We start from the raw sequence: 17,196 nt of genomic DNA on the forward strand, positions 1-17,196 counted from the left end.
CATTCCGCCGCAGCCAAGTTGGCGAAGTCAGTCCTTCCGGGCCCGACTTGGCTGTACGCGCTTGGGCTCGCCCGGCATCTTCGGGTACTCCGGGGGATACGGCAGGTCACCGAGTCCGTGCTCGTGTTCGTCGCGGCGGGCGAGTTCGAGCAGGGCATCGAGAGTGAAGGCGTGGTCGTCCATGTCGGCGTGCACATCGCCGAGTTGGGCGAAACGGCCGGGCATGGTCGCGAGGTCGAAGTCGCGGGGCCGGGCGTCGCCGACCTCCTCCCAGCGCAGCGGCGCCGAGACGGGGGCGTGCGGGTGGGGGCGTACGGAGTAGGCGGAGGCGATCGTGCGGTCGCGGGCCGTCTGGTTGTAGTCGACGAAGATCCGCTCCCCGCGTTCCTCCTTCCACCACTTGGTCGTCACCTGCTCCGGCATCCGGCGTTCCAACTCCCGCCCGGCCGCGATCGCCGCCCGCCGGACCTGCGTGAACGTCCACCGCGGCTCGATCGGCACGAAGACATGCAGACCCCGCCCGCCGGAGGTCTTGGGCCAGCCCCGCAGACCGCCGAACTCATCGAGTACGGCGCGCAGTTCATGGGCGGCTCGGACCGCGTCCTCGTAGTCCGTACCGGGTTGCGGGTCGAGGTCGAGGCGCAGTTCGTCGGGGCGGTCGACGTCGGCGCGGCGCACCGGCCACGGGTGGAAGGTGAGGGTGCCGAACTGGGCGGCCCACAGCACGGCGGCGACCTCGGTCGGACACATCTCGTCGGCGCTGCGTCCGCTGGGGAAGGTGATGTGGGCGGTCGGGATCCAGTCGGGCATGTTCTTGGGCGCCCGCTTCTGGAAGAAGTTCTCGCCGCTCACCCCGTCCGGGTAGCGCTCCAGGGTGGTGGGCCGCTCACGCAGCGCGCGCAGGATCCCGGGGCCGACGGCGAGGTAGTACTGGGCGAGGTCGAGCTTGGTGAAGCCACGCTCCGGAAAGAAGACCTTGCCGGGGCTGGACAGCCGTACGGTCCGGCCGAACACTTCGAGCTCCACCGCTTCGCCCATGCGAGCCACGGTAGGCGTAGCAGGCAAAGCTCGCACACCGGGCGATTACGGGCGGGCGCGCGCAGAATCGAACCATGGATCTGCCGGTCATGCCCCCCGTGAAGCCGATGCTCGCCAAGTCCGTGGCGAAGATCCCGCCGGACATGCAGTACGAGGCGAAGTGGGACGGGTTCCGCGCGATCGTGTTCCGTGACGGGGCCGAGGTGGAGGTCGGCAGCCGTACCGGGAAGTCGCTGACCAGGTACTTTCCCGAGCTGGTGGCCGCGTTGCGGGAGCGGTTGCCCGAGCGGTGCGTGGTGGACGGCGAGATCGTGATCGCGCTCGGGGGGCGTCTCGACTTCGACGCGCTGACCGAGCGTATCCATCCGGCCGAGTCCCGGGTGCGGACCCTGGCCGAGCGGAACCCGGCCTCGTTCGTCGCGTTCGACCTGCTGGCGCTGGCCGACGAGTCGCTCCTCGATGTTCCGCTGGCCGACCGGCGCGCGCTGCTCACCATGGCGTTGTCCGGTGTGACCGCACCTGTTCATGTGGCGCCGGCGACCACCGACATCGACGTGGCGCGGCGGTGGTTCGCGCAGTACGAGGGGGCGGGCCTCGACGGTGTGATCGCCAAGCCGCTCACCCTGCGCTACCGGCAGGACGAGCGGGTCATGTTCAAGGTCAAGCACGAGCGGACGGCGGATGTGGTGGTCGCCGGGTACCGGCTGCACAAGAGCGGGCCGGTCGTGGGCTCACTGCTGCTCGGGCTGTACGACGCCCGGGGCACCCTCCAGCATGTCGGGGTGAGCGCCGCGTTCTCGATGCAACGGCGCGCCGATCTCGTCGAGGAGCTGGAGCCGCTGCGCATGGCGGACGTGACCGGGCATCCGTGGGCCGCCTGGGCGGACGAGGCGGCCCACGAGGCGGCGCGGTTGCCGGGGGCGCCGAGCCGGTGGTCGGCGAAGAAGGACTTCTCGTGGATCCCGCTGCGGCCCGACCTGGTGGCCGAGGTGGCGTACGACCACATGGAGAACGGGGTGCGCTTCCGGCACACGGCCCGTTTCCGCCGCTGGCGCCCGGACCGTACGGCCGACAGCTGCACGTACGACCAGCTGGAGGAGCCGGTGGGCTACGACCTCGCGGAGATCCTCGGCCCGCAGGACTGAGGTCACCCTCCGGACGCCTCCTCCCTGGGCCGTTCGGCCCTTTCGCCGCCCACGATCGGAACCGACCGGGTATGGCCACCAATGAACCGATAAGCGCACAATCATAGGAACGGACTAGGTGGCGACGGTGGGCATGCGACAGAGGGTGCGAACGACACGGGTGCGGCACCGTGGGACAGCTGTGGCGGCGCTGGTGGCCGCCGCTGTGACGGCCTCCCTGATGGCCGGCTGTTCGTCGGACAGCCGCCCGTCCGACGACGGACGCGGAGAGACCCACAGCCGGAGCCAGGAACCCGCTCCGCACGACCCCATGAACGCCGGCACGGTCCTCGCCGTGAAGATCGACAACGTACGCGCTGCCCGCCCCCAGACCGGCCTGGAGGCGGCGGACATCGTGTACGCCGAGCAGGTCGAGGGCGGTCTGAGCCGGCTGATGGCGGTGTACGCGACCCGGCTGCCGGAGGCCGTCGGGCCGGTGCGCAGCGCACGGGAGTCCGATCTGGAGCTGCTGCGCCAGTTCGACGAGCCGACGCTCGCCTTCTCCGGGGCCCAGAAGAAGCTGCTGCCACTGATCGACCGGGCGCCGCTGCACGCCAAGTCGCCCGAGTCGGCGCAGTCCGGCGCCTACTACCGGGGCAAGGACAAGGTGGCGCCGCACAATCTGTATCTGCGCCCCGAGCGGCTGCTCGGCACCGCGCCGGGAGCGGACGCGCTGACGACCGGCTTCCGCTACGGCGCAGCGCCCGCGGGCGGCACCCCGGAGGACTCGCGCACGGTGCGTTTCCCGGCGGCGCGGTTCACCTTCACCTGGTCCGCGGACCGGCACGGCTGGCTGGTGTCGATGGACGGCACCCCGACCGTCACGACCGACGGCAAGCGCCTCGCCTCCCCGACGGTCGTCGTGCAGTACGTGCAGGTGCGCGAGTCGCAGTTCCACGACGTCCTCGGGAACAACTCGCCGTACACCCGTACCGTCGGCTCGGGCCGGGCCGAAGTCCTGCGCGACGGGCGGGCGTTCGACGTGGAGTGGCGGCGCGGATCGGCCTCGGAGGGGACGGATTTCACGACGGCGGACGGGTCTTCGGTGAACTTCGCGAAGGGGCAGGTGTGGGTGGTGTTCGCGAAGGCGTGAGCGAGTGGGCGCGTGAGCGCGTGAGCCATACGGTCCGACGCCGGGTGTCCGGCCGTATGCCTCACGCGTCGAACGGCAGTCCCGCCCGCGCCAGTTCCCCCGCCGCTTCGCGCAGCGCCGCCGCGAACCGTGTCACCCGCTCCTGAGTGAACCGCGTACTCGGCCCTCCGAAGGACAGCGCGGCCACCACGGCCCCGCTCCTCCCCCGTACCGGTACGGCCACCGCCGACAGCCCCTCCTCGCGCTCGCCGTGGCTCACGGCGTAGCCGTGGGCGCGGGCCTCCTCGATCCACGTGCGCAGGGTCGCCAGATGTCCGGCCCCCTGCGGCGAGGTCTCCGCGACCCGGCGGAGCAGCGTGTCGGGGGCGTCGAGGAGCAGGGCCTTGGCCACGCCGCCCGCCCACAGCGGGAGTTCGTCGCCGACCCGCACGACCTGGCGCAGCGCCTGCGGCCCCTCCTCCTGGGCGACGCAGACGCGGCGGACGTCCCGGCGCACATACAGGTGCACCGTCTCCTTGTGCTCGGCGGCCAGCTCGCGCAGCAGCACCTGGGCCGCGGCCGGCAGTCGCCAGGCCTGTTCGGCGAGCCGGGACCAGCGCAGCAGCGCGGGGCCCGCGAGGTAGCGGCCGTGCTCGTCGACCCAGAGCAGTCCGTTGAGCCGCAGGGTCTGGAGCAGTCGCAGCACGGTGGTCTTCGGCAGCCCCGACGCGCTGACGATCTCGCGGAGGGACAGCGCGGGCCGGATCTCGTCGAAGAGCCCGAGGATGTCGATGGCCCGCTGGACGGTACGCATCCCCGCGGGCTCGGACTCGGCTGCCATTCCCTGTTCCCCTTCGACTCCGCGACGGTCTCTCACCCGCACGGTATCCGCTCCTGGTCCGCTGGGCGGACCCGGCCGCAGGGCGGGAACGAGGTCAGCGCTGGGAGGCGAGCGGTTCCGCCGGGTTGCGCAGCCCTTCCGCCGCGTCGGCGACGCGCTGGATGAGGTCGAGGAACAGGTTCTGTTCGGCGGCGGAGAGCGGGGCCAGGAAGACCTGGTTCATCCGGGCCGTCCGCACGGTCAGCTTGCGGTGCGTGCGCACCCCGTCCTCCGTGGGGCGCAGCAGGGAACGGCGGCCGTCCTCCGGGTCGCGCACCTTGTCGATGAGAGCCCGGCGGCCGAGCCGGGTGACGACCTCGGCGACCGTGGACCGGTCGAGGCCCACCCGCTCCCCGACCGTGCGCTGGTCCAGACCCGGCTCGGCGACCAGCGCGTTCAGGACCGCGAACTGCGGCGAGGTGATCTCCTCGGAGACCATCGCGTTCCACAGCAGGTAGTGCGCCTGCTGAAGTCGCCGGGCGAGGTGCCCGGGGTGGGTGGAGAGGTCCGCCGCGGCCATGTCCGCTCCTGGGGTCGGGTACAGAATTTAGTTGGTGCACTGACGATACATCCAGACGCCCACACTGTCTCCAACCTGCGAACACGGCTTTCACCTGCTGTTTTCCTGCGGCCCTTGACGGCGTGACCAGGGAGTGGCAGCGTGAGGGAAACCTTGCTGAAATACTCAGTGCCCTGAGTAATCCGGCTCGGAAGACGCTCAGAAGAGATGGGGCTTCACGGATGGACAAGGTGGTCGCCACAGCCCTGGAGGCGGTGGCCGATGTGCCGGACGGCGCGTCGCTCGCGGTGGGTGGTTTCGGACTCAGCGGGGTGCCGAACGTGCTGATCCAGGCGCTGTACGAGCGCGCGGTCTCCGGCCTGTCGGTGGTGTCCAACAACTGCGGGGCCATGGAGTCCGGCCTCGCGGTGCTGCTCGCAGCGGGCCGTATCGCCCGCGTCACCGGTTCCTACATCGGCGCGAACAAGGAGTTCGCCCGCCAGTACCTGGCCGGTGAGCTGGAGGTCGAGCTGATCCCCCAGGGCACCCTCGCGGAGCGGCTGCGGGCCGGCGGCGCCGGGATTCCCGCGTTCTTCACCCCGGCCGGGGTCGGCACGCAGGTCGCGGACGGCGGTCTGCCGTGGCGCTACGACGGGCAGGGCGGCGTTTCGCTCGCCTCACCGGCGAAGGAGGTGCGGGAGTTCGACGGCACCGAGTACGTGCTGGAGCGCGGCATCCGTACCGACTTCGCGCTGGTGCGGGCCGCGAAGGGCGACCGGCACGGCAACCTCGTCTTCAACAAGTCCACCCGCAACTTCAACCCCCTCGCGGCGATGGCCGGGCGGATCACCATCGCCGAGGTCGAGGAACTCGTCGAGCCCGGCGAGATCGACCCGGACGCGGTGCACCTGCCCGGGATTTTCGTGCAGCGGGTCATCGCCCTCACTCCCGAGCAGGCGAACGCCAAGATGATCGAGCAGCGGACGGTGAGCAGCTGATGGCCTGGAGCAGGCAGGAGATGGCCGCGCGGGCCGCGCGTGAACTCGAGGACGGGCAGTACGTGAACCTCGGGATCGGGCTGCCGACGCTGATCCCCAACTACCTCCCCGCCGGTGTGGAGGTGATCCTGGAGTCGGAGAACGGCATCCTGGGCACCGGCCCCTACCCGACGGACGACCAGGTCGACCCCGACCTGATCAACGCCGGGAAGGAGACGGTCACCGTCCTGCCGGGCGCCTCCTTCTTCGACTCCGCGCTCTCGTTCGGGATGATCCGGGGCGGGCACATCGATGTCGCCGTGCTGGGCGCCATGCAGGTCTCGGCGGGCGGGGATCTGGCGAACTGGGCGATCCCGGGCAAGCTGATCACCGGGATCGGCGGCGCGATGGACCTGGTCCACGGGGCCCGCACGGTCATCGTGGTGATGACGCACACCGCGAAGGACGGCTCCCCGAAGATCCTGGAGCAGTGTGAACTGCCGCTCACCGGCAAGGCGTGTGTGAACCGGGTCATCACCGATCTGGGTGTTCTCGACGTCACCGCGGACGGGCTCGTGCTGGTGGAAACCGCGCCGGGCGTCACCGTCGAGGAGATCGTGGCGAAGACCGCCGCGAAGGTCCGCATCCCGGAGGAGATCCAGCCGTGAACCGTCTCAAGGACGTCTACATCGTCGACGCCGTACGGACCCCGATCGGCCGCTACAACGGCGCCCTGTCCTCGGTGCGACCGGACGACCTCGGCGCGCACGCCATCCGTGAACTCCTCGCCCGTACGCCGGACCTGGACCCTTCCCGCATCGAGGACGTCTACTTCGGCAACGCCAACGGCGCCGGCGAGGACAACCGCAACGTCGCCCGCATGGCCGCCCTCCTCGCCGGCCTGCCCACCTCCGTCCCCGGTGTGAGCGTCAACCGGCTGTGCGCCTCCGGCCTGGAAGCCGTCATCCAGGCGGCCCGGGCCATCGCCGTCGGTGACGCGTCCATCGCCGTGGCGGGCGGCGTCGAGTCGATGACCCGCGCCCCGTACGTCCTGCCCAAGAACGACCGGCCGTTTCCCGCCGGGCACACCGAGCTGTACTCGACCACCCTCGGCTGGCGCATGACCAACCCGAAGATGGACCCGCAGTGGACCGTCCCGCTGGGCGAGTCCGCCGAGCTCATCGCCGACAAGCACAAGATCACCCGTGAGCAGCAGGACGAGTTCGCCCTCGACAGCCACCGCAAGGCCGCCGCAGCGCAGCAGGCGGGCCTGCTGGACGCCGAACTCGCGCCCGTGGCGATCCCGCAGCGCAAGGGCGACCCGGTCGTCTTCGCCGCCGACGAGTGCGTACGCGCCGACGCCTCCCTCGCGGCCATGGCCCGCCTCAAGCCGTCCTTCCGCACCGAGGGCGGCACGGTCACGGCGGGCAACGCCTCTCCGCTCAACGACGGCGCCGCCGCCCTCCTCCTGGTCGACGAGGAGGGCCTGAAGGCCACCGGCCGCGAACCCCTCGCCCGCGTCAGCGCGACCGGCGTCTCGGCCATCGACCCGCACTACTTCGGCCTGGCCCCCGTCGAAGCCGTCAACCGGGCACTCGCCAAGGCGGGCAAGACATTTGACGACCTGTCAACTCTCGAACTCAACGAGGCGTTCGCCGCCCAGGTCCTCGGCTGCGTCGCCGAATGGCCCGAGTTCGACCCCGCAGTCCTCAACCCCCAGGGCGGCGCCATCGCCCTGGGCCATCCCCTCGGCGCGTCCGGCGCCCGCCTCGCCGGTACCGTCGCCCACCAACTCGCCCGCAAGGGCACCGGAGTTGGTGTCGCCACCCTCTGCATCGGCGTCGGCCAGGGCCTCGCCCTCGTCCTCGAACGCTAGGAACTCCCCATGGCTCTCACCCAGTCGGACATCGACAACGAGATGGGCGACCTCCAGGACGCCTATGACAAGGCGGTCGCCGAAGGCGCGCCCGTACAGAACCATCCGCCGCGCGACTACGCCCCGTACCGCAGCTCGGTACTGCGCTACCCGAAGCAGCCGCTGGTCTCGGTGAGCGGCGGGGACCCGGAGACGGTCGAACTGTCGGGGCCGGTGTTCGGCGTCACCGACATCACCGCCATCGACAGCGACCTCACCGTCCAGCACCAGGGCGAGCCGCTCGGCGAGCGCATCACCGTCTCCGGCCGGCTCCTCGACAGCAACGGGCGGCCCGTGCGCGGCCAGTTGATCGAGCTGTGGCAGGCCAACGCCTCCGGCCGGTACGCGCATCTGCGGGACCAGCACCCGGCGCCCCTCGACCCCAACTTCACCGGTGTGGGACGGGTCCTGACGGATGATCAGGGGCGGTACCGGTTCACGACGATCAAGCCGGGCGCGTACCCGTGGCGCAACCACACCAACGCCTGGCGGCCCGCGCACATCCACTTCTCGATGTTCGGCACGGCGTTCACCCAGCGGCTCGTGACCCAGATGTACTTCCCGAACGACCCGCTGTTCCGCTACGACCCGATCCTGCGCTCGGTGACCGACGAGGCCGCCCGCGACCGTCTCGTCGCCCAGTACAACCACGACCTGTCCCAGCCCGAGTTCTCGCTCGGCTACGAGTGGGACATCGTCCTCGACGGTCCCTCCGCCACCTGGATCGAAGAAGGCCGCGACTGATGAGCGTCTCCCCGAAGTCCCCGGAGAACCTTCTCCCCACCCCGTCCCACACCGTCGGCCCCTTCTACGGGTACGCGCTCCCCTTTCCCGAGGGCGAGCAGGTCGCGCCCAAGGGCCACCCGGACACGATCACCCTGCACGGATACGTCCTGGACGGCGAGGGCGAGCCGATCCCGGACGCCCTGCTGGAGTTCTGGCAGGCGGCGCCCGACGGCTCTCTCACCGGCGCCCCCGGTTCGCTGCGCCGCGACCCGGTGACGGGCGGCTACCTGGGCCGCAACGGCACCGACTTCACGGGCTTCGGGCGGGTCGCCACGGACGCGGACGGGCATTTCGCGCTGTACACGCTGCCCCCGGGCAACACCGGGCTGCCGTACATCAGCGTGTGCGTGTTCGCGCGCGGCCTGCTGACCCACCTGTACACGCGTGCGTATCTGGCGGACGGCGCCGATCCATTGCTCGACTCCCTGCCGGCCGAGCGGCGCGCCACGCTGGTCGCCGCCGCGGGCGACCGGCGGACGTACCGTTTCGACATCCGCCTTCAGGGCGAGGGCGAGACGGTCTTCCTGGAGTTCGAGTGACACCACCACCACCTGCCGATGCCGAGTCCAACGCCGACGCCGACGCCGGTCTGCTTTCCCCCGGGTGGGCCGGTTCTCCGGCGGCCTCCGCGACGAGTGACACCGCGTATCTGCGGGCGCTGCTCGACACGGAGGCCGCGCTGACCCGCGCGCAGGCCGGGCTGGGGCTGGCTCCGGCGGAGGCGGCCGCGGCGGTCGACACGGCAGCCGCCTCCCCGTCCGCCTTCGACGTGCGGTCGATCGCGCTGCGCGCCCGCGCCGGCGGCAACCCGGTGATCCCGCTGGTCGCGGACCTGACGGCGGCGGTCGGCGCGGAGTACGGGCCGTACGTCCACCGGGGAGCCACCAGTCAGGACATCCTGGACACGGCGACGATGCTGGTCGCCACCCGCACCCTGGCCCTGGTCCTGACGGACCTCGACCGCACCGTACGGGCCCTCGCCCGGCTGGCCGCCGATCACCGCGACACCGCGATGCCGGGCCGCACGCTCACCCAGCACGCCGTACCGACGACCTTCGGTCTGAAGGCGGCGGGCTGGCGCTCCCTGGTCCTGGACGCACGGGATCGTGCGACGGCCGTACGGCACAGCCTGCCCGCCCAACTCGGGGGCGCCGCAGGCACCTTGGCCGCGTTCACCGTGTTCGGGGCGGCCGAGGGCGCTGTCGACACCCGGGCCCTGGTCGCCGCCTACGCCCGTGAACTCGGCCTCGCCGAACCCGTGTTGCCCTGGCACACCCTGCGCACCCCGGTCGCCGACCTCGCCGGGGCGCTCGCCTTCACGGCCGGCGCTCTCGGGAAGATCGCCGTCGATGTGCTCACCCTCGCCCGCACCGAGATCGCCGAGGTCTCCGAGGCCGGCGGCGGCGGTTCGTCCGCGATGCCGCACAAGGCAAATCCCGTACGGTCGACGCTGATCGCCGCCGCGGCCCGGCGCGCGCCGCAGCTCGCGGCCACGCTGTACGGGGCGCTCGTCGCCGAGGACGAGCGGCCGGCCGGTGCCTGGCACGCCGAGTGGGAGCCGCTCAGGGAGCTGCTCCGGGTGACCGGGGGCGCCGCCCGGGACGCAGCCGAACTGACGGAGGGGCTGCGGGTGCACGCGGACGTCATGCGCCAACACCTGGGCCTCACCCATGGGTTGATCGTCTCCGAGCGGCTGGCCGCCGAACTCGCGCCCGTGCTGGGCCGGGCCCGTGCGAAGGCGCTGCTCACCGAAGTCGCCGCCCGCACCTACGCCGAGGGTCGGTCACTTGCCGAACTCCTCGCCGAGGAGCCGGAGTTGAAGGACCTGCCCCTCGACGAGCTGACCGACCCCGCCCGTTACACCGGCTCCGCCGGAGCCCTCACCGACCGTGCGCTGGAGCGACCGTGACCGACAAGCTGCTGCACCACCGCATCGAGGGTTCCGCCACCGCTCCCCCGCTGCTGCTCGGGCCCTCGCTCGGGACGTCGTACGCACTCTGGGACAAGGTGGCGCCCGAGCTGTCCGTGACCCACCGGGTGGTCCGCTGGGACCTGCCGGGGCACGGGGGTTCGGCGCCCGAGCTGATCGGGCCCGGGGCCACCGTCGGTGATCTGGCCGCGCTGGTGCTGGCCCTCGCCGACTCGCTCGGGATCGACCGATTCGCCTACGCGGGCGTGTCGTTGGGCGGTGCCGTAGGTCTGCATCTGGCCGTCCACCACCCGGAGCGGGTGTCGTCGCTCGCCGTTCTCTGCTCCTCGGCCCACTTCAACGGCAGCAAGCCGTGGGAGGAGCGGGCCGCGCTGGTGCGGAGCGAGGGGCTCGCCGGGCTCGCGGAGAGTGCCGACGCGCGCTGGTTCACGCCCGGGTTCACCGTGCCGGAGCTGGTCGCGGATCACCACAGCGCCGATCCGGACGCGTACGCCGCCTGCTGCGACGCGCTGGGCACCTTCGACCTGCGCGACCGGCTGGCCGAGATCGGTGTGCCCACGCTGCTCGTCGCCGGGCGCCAGGACCCGGCCACTCCCCCGGCCCATCTGCGGGAGATCGCGGACGCCGTGCCGGGAACCACGCTCGTCGAGCTGCCGGGCGCCTCGCACCTGGCGGTCGCGCAGTGCCCGGAGGCCGTACTGACCGCGCTGCGCCCGCACTTCGGGACAGTCGCCCCGCGGGGCATGGAGGTGCGGCGGCAGGTCCTCGGCGACGCACACGTGGACCGGGCGCAGACGCGCCAGACGCCTTTCACCGCCCGCTTCCAGGACTTCATCTCGCGCTACGCGTGGGGCGAGATCTGGACCGACCCGACGCTCACCCGGCGCGAGCGCAGCATGATCACACTCACCGCGCTGGTCGCCCACGGCCACTACGACGAGCTGGCGATGCACGTCCGCGCCGCCCGCCGCAACGGGCTCACGCCCGAGGAGATCGGCGCGGTACTGCTCCAGACGGCCGTGTACTGCGGGGTCCCGGCGGCCAACTCGGCCTTCGCGGCGGCGCAGCGCGTCCTCGCGGAGGAGGACGGCGCAGAAGCCTGATCCTGCCGGTCGTAGGCTCAGTGGCATCTCGTACAGCCTGCCTCCCGTGCCTACGCTGGAGGCATGTCCACTGTTCTGATCACCGGCGCCACCTCGGGGCTCGGCCGGTACGTCGCCTTCGAGCTGGTCCGTTCCGGTCACACCGTGCTCGCCCACGGGCGTGATCCCGGCCGCACCGGGCAACTCGTCGCGGAGCTGCGGGCGGAGGGCGACGCCGAGGGTTTCGTCGCCGACCTCGCCTCGCTCGCCGCGGTACGGACGCTGGGCGCCGAGGTCTCGGCCGCGCACCCGCGTCTCGACGTGCTCGTCAACAACGCGGGCGTCGGGGCCGGTCCGCCCGGCGCCGGGCGTGAACTGAGCGCCGACGGGCACGAGTTGCGGCTCGCCGTGAACTACCTCGCGCCGGTCGTCCTCACCCGCGCCCTGCTGCCGGCGCTGCGCGAGGGCGCGCCCTCACGGATCGTGAACGTCGGCTCGGTCGGCCAGGCACCCCTCGACTTCAACGATCCCGAACTCACCCGCGGCTACAGCGGGACGACCGCGTACGTCCGCAGCAAGTTCGCGCTTGCCGCCCACACGTTCACCCTCGCCGAGGAGCTGGCGGCCCGGGACATCTCCGTCAACGTGCTGCACCCCGCCACCTACATGGACACCGCGATGGTCCGCGAGGCCGGCGTCGCCCCCTGGTCGAGCGTCGGCGACGGCGCGGCCGGTGTCCTCGCGCTGGTGACCCGGGAGTCGGGCAGCGGGCGCTACTTCGACGGTACGAGCCCCTCGCGGGCGCACGAGGCGGCGTACGACGACGAGGTGAGGGGGCGCCTGGAGAAGGTCACGGAGCAGTTGCTCCGGACCTGATCTCCGTACCGGCGCCCTGGTCGGTCAGCGCAGTCCCCGTCCGGTCTCCAGGACCTCCCGTGCCTGGGCCACCAGGCCGTCTGCGCCGCACGACTTGGCCAGGGTCAGGCCGCGTTGGATCTCGGCGACCGAGCGGGCGGCGATTCCGTACTCGACGCGGGCCGCCGCGTGTTCGTACTGGCAGGGTGAGGACTCCAGGTAGGCGACCGCCTTGGCGGCCAGGCGGACCGCCCGCTGGCCGGTCTCCAGGCTCGCCGCGCAGCGCAGGGCCTCGCCGATGGCGGTGTCCGTGCCGAAGCGCTCGGCCTGGCGGCGGGCGTCGGCGGCCAGACGGGCGGCGCGGAGCGGGTCCTCCACCGCCAGGGCCCGGGCGAGGTCGACGGCCCACGTGGCGAGCACCGGGTTGTGGTGGCCCCGCGCGGTCGCCGCCTTCTCCGCGGCCTCCAGCTCGTTGATGCCGTCCTTGGTCCGGCCGACGGCGAGAAGCAGCCGGCCGCGGACGGCGCGGGGCTCGGGCAGCACGATGGTGGACGGGTAGGGCGGGGCGAAGCCATACTGCTCGGCGATCTCCCAGGCCTGTTCCACATGGCCGCGGGCGAGCAGCGTGTCGACGAGGTTGCAGGTCGCCGACCAGTACAGGGGCAGGCCGCGCCCGACGCGCTCGGCGAGGCGCAGGGACTCGCGCAGCGAGGTCTCGGCCTCTCTGAGGCGGCCCCTCCTGCGGTGTCCGAGACCGACGTACGCATGGGCGAGGGAGAGGTGGCCGCCCATCCAGCCCGCGGTCGTGTAGTCGCGCAGCGCCTCGTTGTAGAGGGCCTCGGCGCGGTCGAGACGGTCGGTGTAGGCGTAGGAGCAGGCCAGCATCATCAGCAGCTCGATGCCCCACTCGGGGTCGGTCCAGCCGAGCCCGGGAGCAAGACGGCCGTTGACGAGGGCGCGGTCGCACACCTCCGCGACCTCCTCGGCGTTCTCGCCGCGGGTCATGGCGTCGAAGCCGCGCAGTATGAGCAGCGCACGCTCGGAGTTGTCCCGGCCGGTGCAGGGGCGGGCGAGGTCGGCGAGGCGCTCGGAGCGGCCCGGCGCGCTCACGTCACCGCCGTAGAGGCCCTCCCACATGAAGTGCACGCCCTGCAACCGCATCCGGGCCTGGCCCGGTCCGTGCCGGGCGGCCTCCGCCTCGACCGTGCGGACGGCCTGCTCCAACTGGTTGTTGTGCAGCAGCGCCTGGGAGAGCCGGACGACCGCGTCGACGCGGTCGGCGCCTTCGAGGCCGGGCATGGCGAGCGCGGCCTGGAGGTGTTCGATGGTGGTGGCGGGCGCGGTGAGGAGGGTGGCGCAGCCCAGTTCGTAGAGCACGTGCGCATGGCTCTCGGGCAGGGGCGGTTCCAGCAGGGCGCGCTCCAGACAGCGGCGGGCCGCGTCGGGGGCGCCGACCGCCTGGTGCTCGCGGGCGGCCTCGCGCAGCTGGTCGACGAGTTCCTCGTCGTCCTCCGGATACACATGGAGGAGATGCTGGGAGGCCGCGGCGGCGCCACGCCCGGACTCCGTGACGACCTGGGCGGCGATGCCGTGCATGAAGGTGCGGGTGGCGTCCGGGATGGAGTCGTAGACAGCCGTGGCGATCAGCGGGTGAACGAACTCCAGGTCCCCGTCGGCGACTTGGCCGGCCGTCGGGACGGGCTCGGTGAGGAAGCGGGCGGTGCGCAGGAGGTTGGCGCAGTGGTGGGCCTCTTTGTGACTCATGGTGGCCAGCCGGGCCACGAGGTCGACGGTGATGCCCTTGCCGAGAACGGCCGCCGCCTGGGCGAAGCGGGTGGCTTCGACACCCAGCTCATGCAGACGGGCGACGAGGCCGCCGCCGCGCGCCGAGTTGTTCAGTTCGCGCAGTTTGCCGCAGGACTCCTCGATCGGGGCGAGCCCGTCGTCCTGGACCTTGGCGAGGAGTTCGACGGTCTCGTACGGGTTGCCGGCGGTGACCGCCCACACCTCGCGGCAGAACGGGCCGTCGGCGTGCGGGCCGAGGGTGGCGCGGGTGAGGCCGGCGGCGGCAGCCGGAGTCAGGGCGTCGAGCGTGGGGACGGGACCGGCCGCCGCGGCGACCGCCGCGAGGTAGTCGGCGCTCTCGCCGACGGCCTCGTCGGGCCTGCGGGCGACCACGACCAGGACGGACAGGTCGTCGAGCCGCTCGGCGAACGCGGCCAGCCAGCGCAGGGTCTCCTGGTCGGCCCAGTGCGCGTCGTCGATGAGCAGGACGAGCGGCCACTCACGCTTGGCGAGCCGCCGTACGGCCGCGACCAGGCCGTCGCACACGCCCTGCGGGTCGGCCTTGCGGTCGCCGGGTTCCGCTATGCCGAGGGCGGGGCCGGCGATGTCGTACCAGTCGCCGAGGTATTCGCGGGCCTCCTCCGGCATCAGCGACATCAGGGCGGGCTGGAGCAGCTGCCTGACGACGTTGAAGGGGACCGACTTGAGGGTCTCGCCGCCGCGCACCGACCACACCGTGCAGTTGCGCTGTTCGGCCATGCGCCGGGTTTCGGCCATGAGCGCGGTCTTGCCGAGTCCCGCCTCGCCGGTGAAGAGCAGCAGACTGCCCGAGGAGGAGCTGTCGGCACGCAGATTGTCGATCGCCTGCTCGGCGGCGGCGACTTGTGTGTCCCGCTCCCACAGGGCGGCAGAGCCGGCCGCCTCCGGCCGTTCCTCCGTCATCCCGCTACCTCCCCAAGTCGCCTGAACGACGTACAGAACTTGAGACTAGCCCTCCGGCTGCCGGAGTGGAGGCGGGTCCGCCCAGGTGTTCCCGAGACGAGTGACAGGGAGTGCGGGAGGTCGACGCGACGGGCCCGCCACCAGCCGCTGTGAAAGTTTTCGACAGTCAACAGCCCTTGAAATGAAGGTAACTTCCCGCCACCGGCAGACTCACTCCCGCTGCGCCGCTCTCCGGGCCACCCCTGGGCCGCCCGAGAGGCTGACCTGACCTCTCGTATCCCGCTATCTCCGCATCCCGGACCGCCTTTCTCCGTGATTCCCGGCGGAAAGGCGACTCCTCTCATCCGCCTTTCACCCGAGCCTCATACGGTGGGGGCATGACGCAGGAGACTCCCCCCGGCTGGTACGCCGATCCCGGGCAGACAAGTGACGGTCCCGCCACCCAGCGCTGGTGGGACGGCAGGGCATGGACGGAACAGACCCGTCCGGAGGACTCGGCCGCCGCCTGGGGCCCCCCGGTGCAGCCCTCGCCCGCCGGGGCCTACCCGGGGTACCCGGTGTATCCCGAGCATCCACCGACGGGCAGCCGGCGCGGACTGCGCACGGGCATAGCCGTCGCGGTGGCGATCGCCGTCCTCGCCGGCATAGGCGGCGGTGTGTACGCGCTGACCAAGGACGACGGCGGCAGCACCGTGGGCTCGCAGGTGCCGGGCGGACAGGGCGGAACCGGTGGACAGGGCGGTCCCGGCGGCCAGAGCGGCGGCGGGTCGGGCGGTCCCGGGGGTGGTTCGGGCGGACAGACACCGGATCCGGAGCAGTCCGAGCCCTCGGAGAGCCCGAAGATCGACAGCGGTTCCGTGCCCGACCCGGTCAACGGGATCAGCATCCCGATCCCCGACGGCTGGTACGGCCAGTCGATCACCGTGGGCGGCCAGGTGACCTCGGACAGCTCGTACAAGTGCCCGGGCGACACGACGAAGACGTGCACGAAGGGCGGGGCGTACTCGGCACCCTCGCTGGCGCTGGGCACCGCGGGCAGTACGGCCGAGGCCGTCGCGAAGGCGGACATCGAGGCCAACGCCGAGGAGTCCTACGGCGGCACGACCTACGGGAAGATCACCTCGCACGAGGTGCTGGCCTCCAAGGCGGTGACCGTGGCCGGACAGAAGGGCTACCTGGTCCGCTGGAAGGCCGTCACGAGCAAGGGCGCCGACGGTTTCGTCGAGTCGCTGGCCTTCCCGGCGCCTTCGAACCCGCAGCAGATCGTCGTCGTCCGCTTCGGGATCGACGCGGACCAGAAGGAGTCGGTGATCGACGAGATCACCGCCGGCATCAAGGTCTCGTCGGCCGGCGGCAGCGGGCAGGACGTCTGACCCGCTGACGCACCTCCCCGGTCGATGGAAGTGAGTCGGCCGGGTGGGGCGCCTCTCCGCTCAAGAGGAACCCCACCCGGCCGGGGGGTGCGCGCCGCCCCCGTCCCCACGGGTCGGCGCGGACAGGTCACCGTCCGGCTCATGCCACGGACGGCGGCCTGCGTCTCAGGTGAGGCCGAGTGCGGGCAGCACAGCGGCGTCCACGAATCTGGTGAGGTACTCAGGGTCGGCGTACCGCCCCTCCAGGACCGGGCGGACCCGCAGGACGCCCATCATCTGCGCCGGTACGTACTCCAGCGCCGGATGGTCGGCGGCGATCTCGCCCCGCTCGACAGCGCGGCGGATCATCTCCCCGAACGCGCACAGCTCCGGCTCGATGAGCGCCTCGCGCAGCGCCTCCTGGAGCTCCGGGTCCTGCATGACGGCATGGCCGAGGGCCTGCATCAGCCGGGTGTCGTGACCCGACCACTCGCCCGCCGACCGCGCCGCCTCCCGCAGGTCCCCGGCGAGGGACCCCGTGTCGACGTCGGAGAAGCGCGCCTGCCGGTTGGCGCGCAGCGCGGCGGCGACGAACTGCGGCTTCGTCTTCCACTGCCGGTAGAGCGTCGACTTGCTGCACCGCGCGCTGGCGGCGACGCCGTCCATGGTCAGCGCCTCGTATCCGCACTCGCGGATCTGGAGAAGCACGGCGTCGAAGTACTCCTGCTCACGCTCCGGCGTGATCTTGGAGCGGCGCGAGGCGACGACCGGTTCCGGTCCCTCCGCGGCCTGCGACGTCATGACTGCACTCCTTATTCCCGTTTCCAGTGTGTCGTAAGTCCATCGATACGCCAGTGTACCGATACCGATTCGTTTCGGTACAGTACCGTATCGGTACA

16 protein-coding genes are annotated in these 17,196 nt (G+C 71.8%); 11 read left to right on the forward strand and 5 right to left on the reverse strand.

Translation table 11 applies throughout. From position 1 onward, the window contains the following. Positions 1-27: 27 nt before the first annotated feature. A complete protein-coding gene (gene ligD, locus ACH4TV_RS33110) occupies positions 28-1,038 on the reverse strand; it encodes a non-homologous end-joining DNA ligase (RefSeq protein WP_398404655.1) in 1,011 nt (336 codons plus the stop codon). 74 nt (positions 1,039-1,112) lie between these two features. On the opposite strand from ligD, the gene ACH4TV_RS33115 reads away from it, so the two are divergent. Together ACH4TV_RS33115 and ACH4TV_RS33120 are read left to right on the forward strand one after the other, a co-directional pair. Continuing rightward, positions 1,113-2,183, forward strand: coding sequence for an ATP-dependent DNA ligase (locus ACH4TV_RS33115; RefSeq protein WP_398404657.1), 1,071 nt, complete (start codon positions 1,113-1,115; stop codon positions 2,181-2,183). 133 nt (positions 2,184-2,316) lie between these two features. Next, on the forward strand, positions 2,317-3,315 hold the full coding sequence (locus tag ACH4TV_RS33120) for a DUF3048 domain-containing protein (RefSeq protein WP_398404659.1): 999 nt from the start codon (positions 2,317-2,319) through the stop codon (positions 3,313-3,315). A 61-nt stretch (positions 3,316-3,376) separates the two neighbouring features. Here the strand turns inward: ACH4TV_RS33120 and ACH4TV_RS33125 are convergent, their stop codons facing one another. After that, positions 3,377-4,135, reverse strand: a complete 759-nt coding sequence (locus ACH4TV_RS33125) for an IclR family transcriptional regulator (protein WP_398404661.1) — start codon at positions 4,133-4,135, stop codon at positions 3,377-3,379. Positions 4,136-4,229: 94 nt separating this feature from the next. Then, positions 4,230-4,694, reverse strand: a complete 465-nt coding sequence (locus tag ACH4TV_RS33130) for a MarR family winged helix-turn-helix transcriptional regulator (protein ID WP_398404663.1) — start codon at positions 4,692-4,694, stop codon at positions 4,230-4,232. A 221-nt stretch (positions 4,695-4,915) separates the two neighbouring features. On the opposite strand from ACH4TV_RS33130, the gene ACH4TV_RS33135 reads away from it, so the two are divergent. From ACH4TV_RS33135 to ACH4TV_RS33170, 8 genes are all read left to right on the forward strand, one after another. Further along, entirely contained in the window at positions 4,916-5,671 is a 756-nt protein-coding gene (locus tag ACH4TV_RS33135; RefSeq protein WP_398404665.1) for a CoA transferase subunit A, read from the forward strand. Continuing rightward, on the forward strand, positions 5,671-6,318 hold the full coding sequence (locus ACH4TV_RS33140; RefSeq protein WP_398404667.1) for a CoA transferase subunit B: 648 nt from the start codon (positions 5,671-5,673) through the stop codon (positions 6,316-6,318). Before ACH4TV_RS33135 ends, ACH4TV_RS33140 begins: the two co-directional genes overlap by 1 nt. After that, positions 6,315-7,526 carry a thiolase family protein gene (locus ACH4TV_RS33145; RefSeq protein ID WP_398404669.1) on the forward strand — a complete coding sequence of 404 codons (1,212 nt, stop codon included), beginning with the start codon at positions 6,315-6,317 and terminating at the stop codon, positions 7,524-7,526. The genes ACH4TV_RS33140 and ACH4TV_RS33145 overlap by 4 nt, the downstream gene beginning before the upstream one ends. A 9-nt stretch (positions 7,527-7,535) precedes the next feature. After that, the gene (gene pcaH, locus ACH4TV_RS33150; protein ID WP_398404671.1) at positions 7,536-8,309 is read left to right on the forward strand and encodes a protocatechuate 3,4-dioxygenase subunit beta; all 774 of its coding nucleotides are present in this window, start codon (positions 7,536-7,538) and stop codon (positions 8,307-8,309) included. Then, positions 8,309-8,890: a protocatechuate 3,4-dioxygenase subunit alpha gene (pcaG, locus tag ACH4TV_RS33155; protein ID WP_398404672.1), complete on the forward strand. Its 582-nt coding sequence runs from the start codon at positions 8,309-8,311 to the stop codon at positions 8,888-8,890. Before pcaH ends, pcaG begins: the two co-directional genes overlap by 1 nt. Next, positions 8,887-10,260 (forward strand): 3-carboxy-cis,cis-muconate cycloisomerase, encoded by a 1,374-nt coding sequence (gene pcaB, locus ACH4TV_RS33160; RefSeq protein ID WP_398404674.1) that lies wholly within the window; start codon positions 8,887-8,889, stop codon positions 10,258-10,260. The genes pcaG and pcaB overlap by 4 nt, the downstream gene beginning before the upstream one ends. Further along, positions 10,257-11,384: a 3-oxoadipate enol-lactonase gene (gene pcaD, locus ACH4TV_RS33165; protein ID WP_398404676.1), complete on the forward strand. Its 1,128-nt coding sequence runs from the start codon at positions 10,257-10,259 to the stop codon at positions 11,382-11,384. Before pcaB ends, pcaD begins: the two co-directional genes overlap by 4 nt. A 63-nt stretch (positions 11,385-11,447) precedes the next feature. Continuing rightward, positions 11,448-12,239, forward strand: a complete 792-nt coding sequence (locus ACH4TV_RS33170) for an SDR family NAD(P)-dependent oxidoreductase (RefSeq protein WP_398404678.1) — start codon at positions 11,448-11,450, stop codon at positions 12,237-12,239. Positions 12,240-12,263: 24 nt separating this feature from the next. Here the strand turns inward: ACH4TV_RS33170 and ACH4TV_RS33175 are convergent, their stop codons facing one another. After that, a complete protein-coding gene (locus ACH4TV_RS33175) occupies positions 12,264-14,945 on the reverse strand; it encodes an ATP-binding protein (protein ID WP_398404680.1) in 2,682 nt (893 codons plus the stop codon). A gap of 377 nt (positions 14,946-15,322) precedes the next feature. Between ACH4TV_RS33175 and ACH4TV_RS33180 the strand changes: the two genes are divergently transcribed. Beyond that, positions 15,323-16,318 (forward strand): DUF2510 domain-containing protein, encoded by a 996-nt coding sequence (locus ACH4TV_RS33180; RefSeq protein WP_398404682.1) that lies wholly within the window; start codon positions 15,323-15,325, stop codon positions 16,316-16,318. Between the two features lie 165 nt (positions 16,319-16,483). Here ACH4TV_RS33180 and ACH4TV_RS33185 read toward each other — a convergent pair whose 3' ends face one another. Beyond that, the gene (locus ACH4TV_RS33185) at positions 16,484-17,098 is read right to left on the reverse strand and encodes a TetR/AcrR family transcriptional regulator C-terminal ligand-binding domain-containing protein (RefSeq protein ID WP_398404684.1); all 615 of its coding nucleotides are present in this window, start codon (positions 17,096-17,098) and stop codon (positions 16,484-16,486) included. Positions 17,099-17,196 lie beyond the last annotated feature (98 nt).

This window comes from Streptomyces sp. NPDC020898 (assembly GCF_044333925.1).
In the GTDB taxonomy this organism is placed as follows: domain Bacteria; phylum Actinomycetota; class Actinomycetes; order Streptomycetales; family Streptomycetaceae; genus Streptomyces.

Excerpts from the sequence above, each read along its gene's own strand:
- pcaH (WP_398404671.1), top strand. The coding sequence starts at position 7,536 with ATGGCTCTCACCCAGTCGGACATCGACAACGAGATGGGCGACCTCCAG.
- ACH4TV_RS33180 (WP_398404682.1), top strand. The coding sequence starts at position 15,323 with ATGACGCAGGAGACTCCCCCCGGCTGGTACGCCGATCCCGGGCAGACA.
- ACH4TV_RS33170 (WP_398404678.1), top strand. The coding sequence starts at position 11,448 with ATGTCCACTGTTCTGATCACCGGCGCCACCTCGGGGCTCGGCCGGTAC.
- pcaG (WP_398404672.1), top strand. The coding sequence starts at position 8,309 with ATGAGCGTCTCCCCGAAGTCCCCGGAGAACCTTCTCCCCACCCCGTCC.
- ligD (WP_398404655.1), bottom strand. The coding sequence starts at position 1,038 with ATGGGCGAAGCGGTGGAGCTCGAAGTGTTCGGCCGGACCGTACGGCTG.
- ACH4TV_RS33135 (WP_398404665.1), top strand. The coding sequence starts at position 4,916 with ATGGACAAGGTGGTCGCCACAGCCCTGGAGGCGGTGGCCGATGTGCCG.
- ACH4TV_RS33185 (WP_398404684.1), bottom strand. The coding sequence starts at position 17,098 with ATGACGTCGCAGGCCGCGGAGGGACCGGAACCGGTCGTCGCCTCGCGC.
- ACH4TV_RS33175 (WP_398404680.1), bottom strand. The coding sequence starts at position 14,945 with ATGACGGAGGAACGGCCGGAGGCGGCCGGCTCTGCCGCCCTGTGGGAG.
- ACH4TV_RS33140 (WP_398404667.1), top strand. The coding sequence starts at position 5,671 with ATGGCCTGGAGCAGGCAGGAGATGGCCGCGCGGGCCGCGCGTGAACTC.
- ACH4TV_RS33120 (WP_398404659.1), top strand. The coding sequence starts at position 2,317 with ATGCGACAGAGGGTGCGAACGACACGGGTGCGGCACCGTGGGACAGCT.
- ACH4TV_RS33130 (WP_398404663.1), bottom strand. The coding sequence starts at position 4,694 with ATGGCCGCGGCGGACCTCTCCACCCACCCCGGGCACCTCGCCCGGCGA.
- ACH4TV_RS33125 (WP_398404661.1), bottom strand. The coding sequence starts at position 4,135 with ATGGCAGCCGAGTCCGAGCCCGCGGGGATGCGTACCGTCCAGCGGGCC.
- ACH4TV_RS33115 (WP_398404657.1), top strand. The coding sequence starts at position 1,113 with ATGGATCTGCCGGTCATGCCCCCCGTGAAGCCGATGCTCGCCAAGTCC.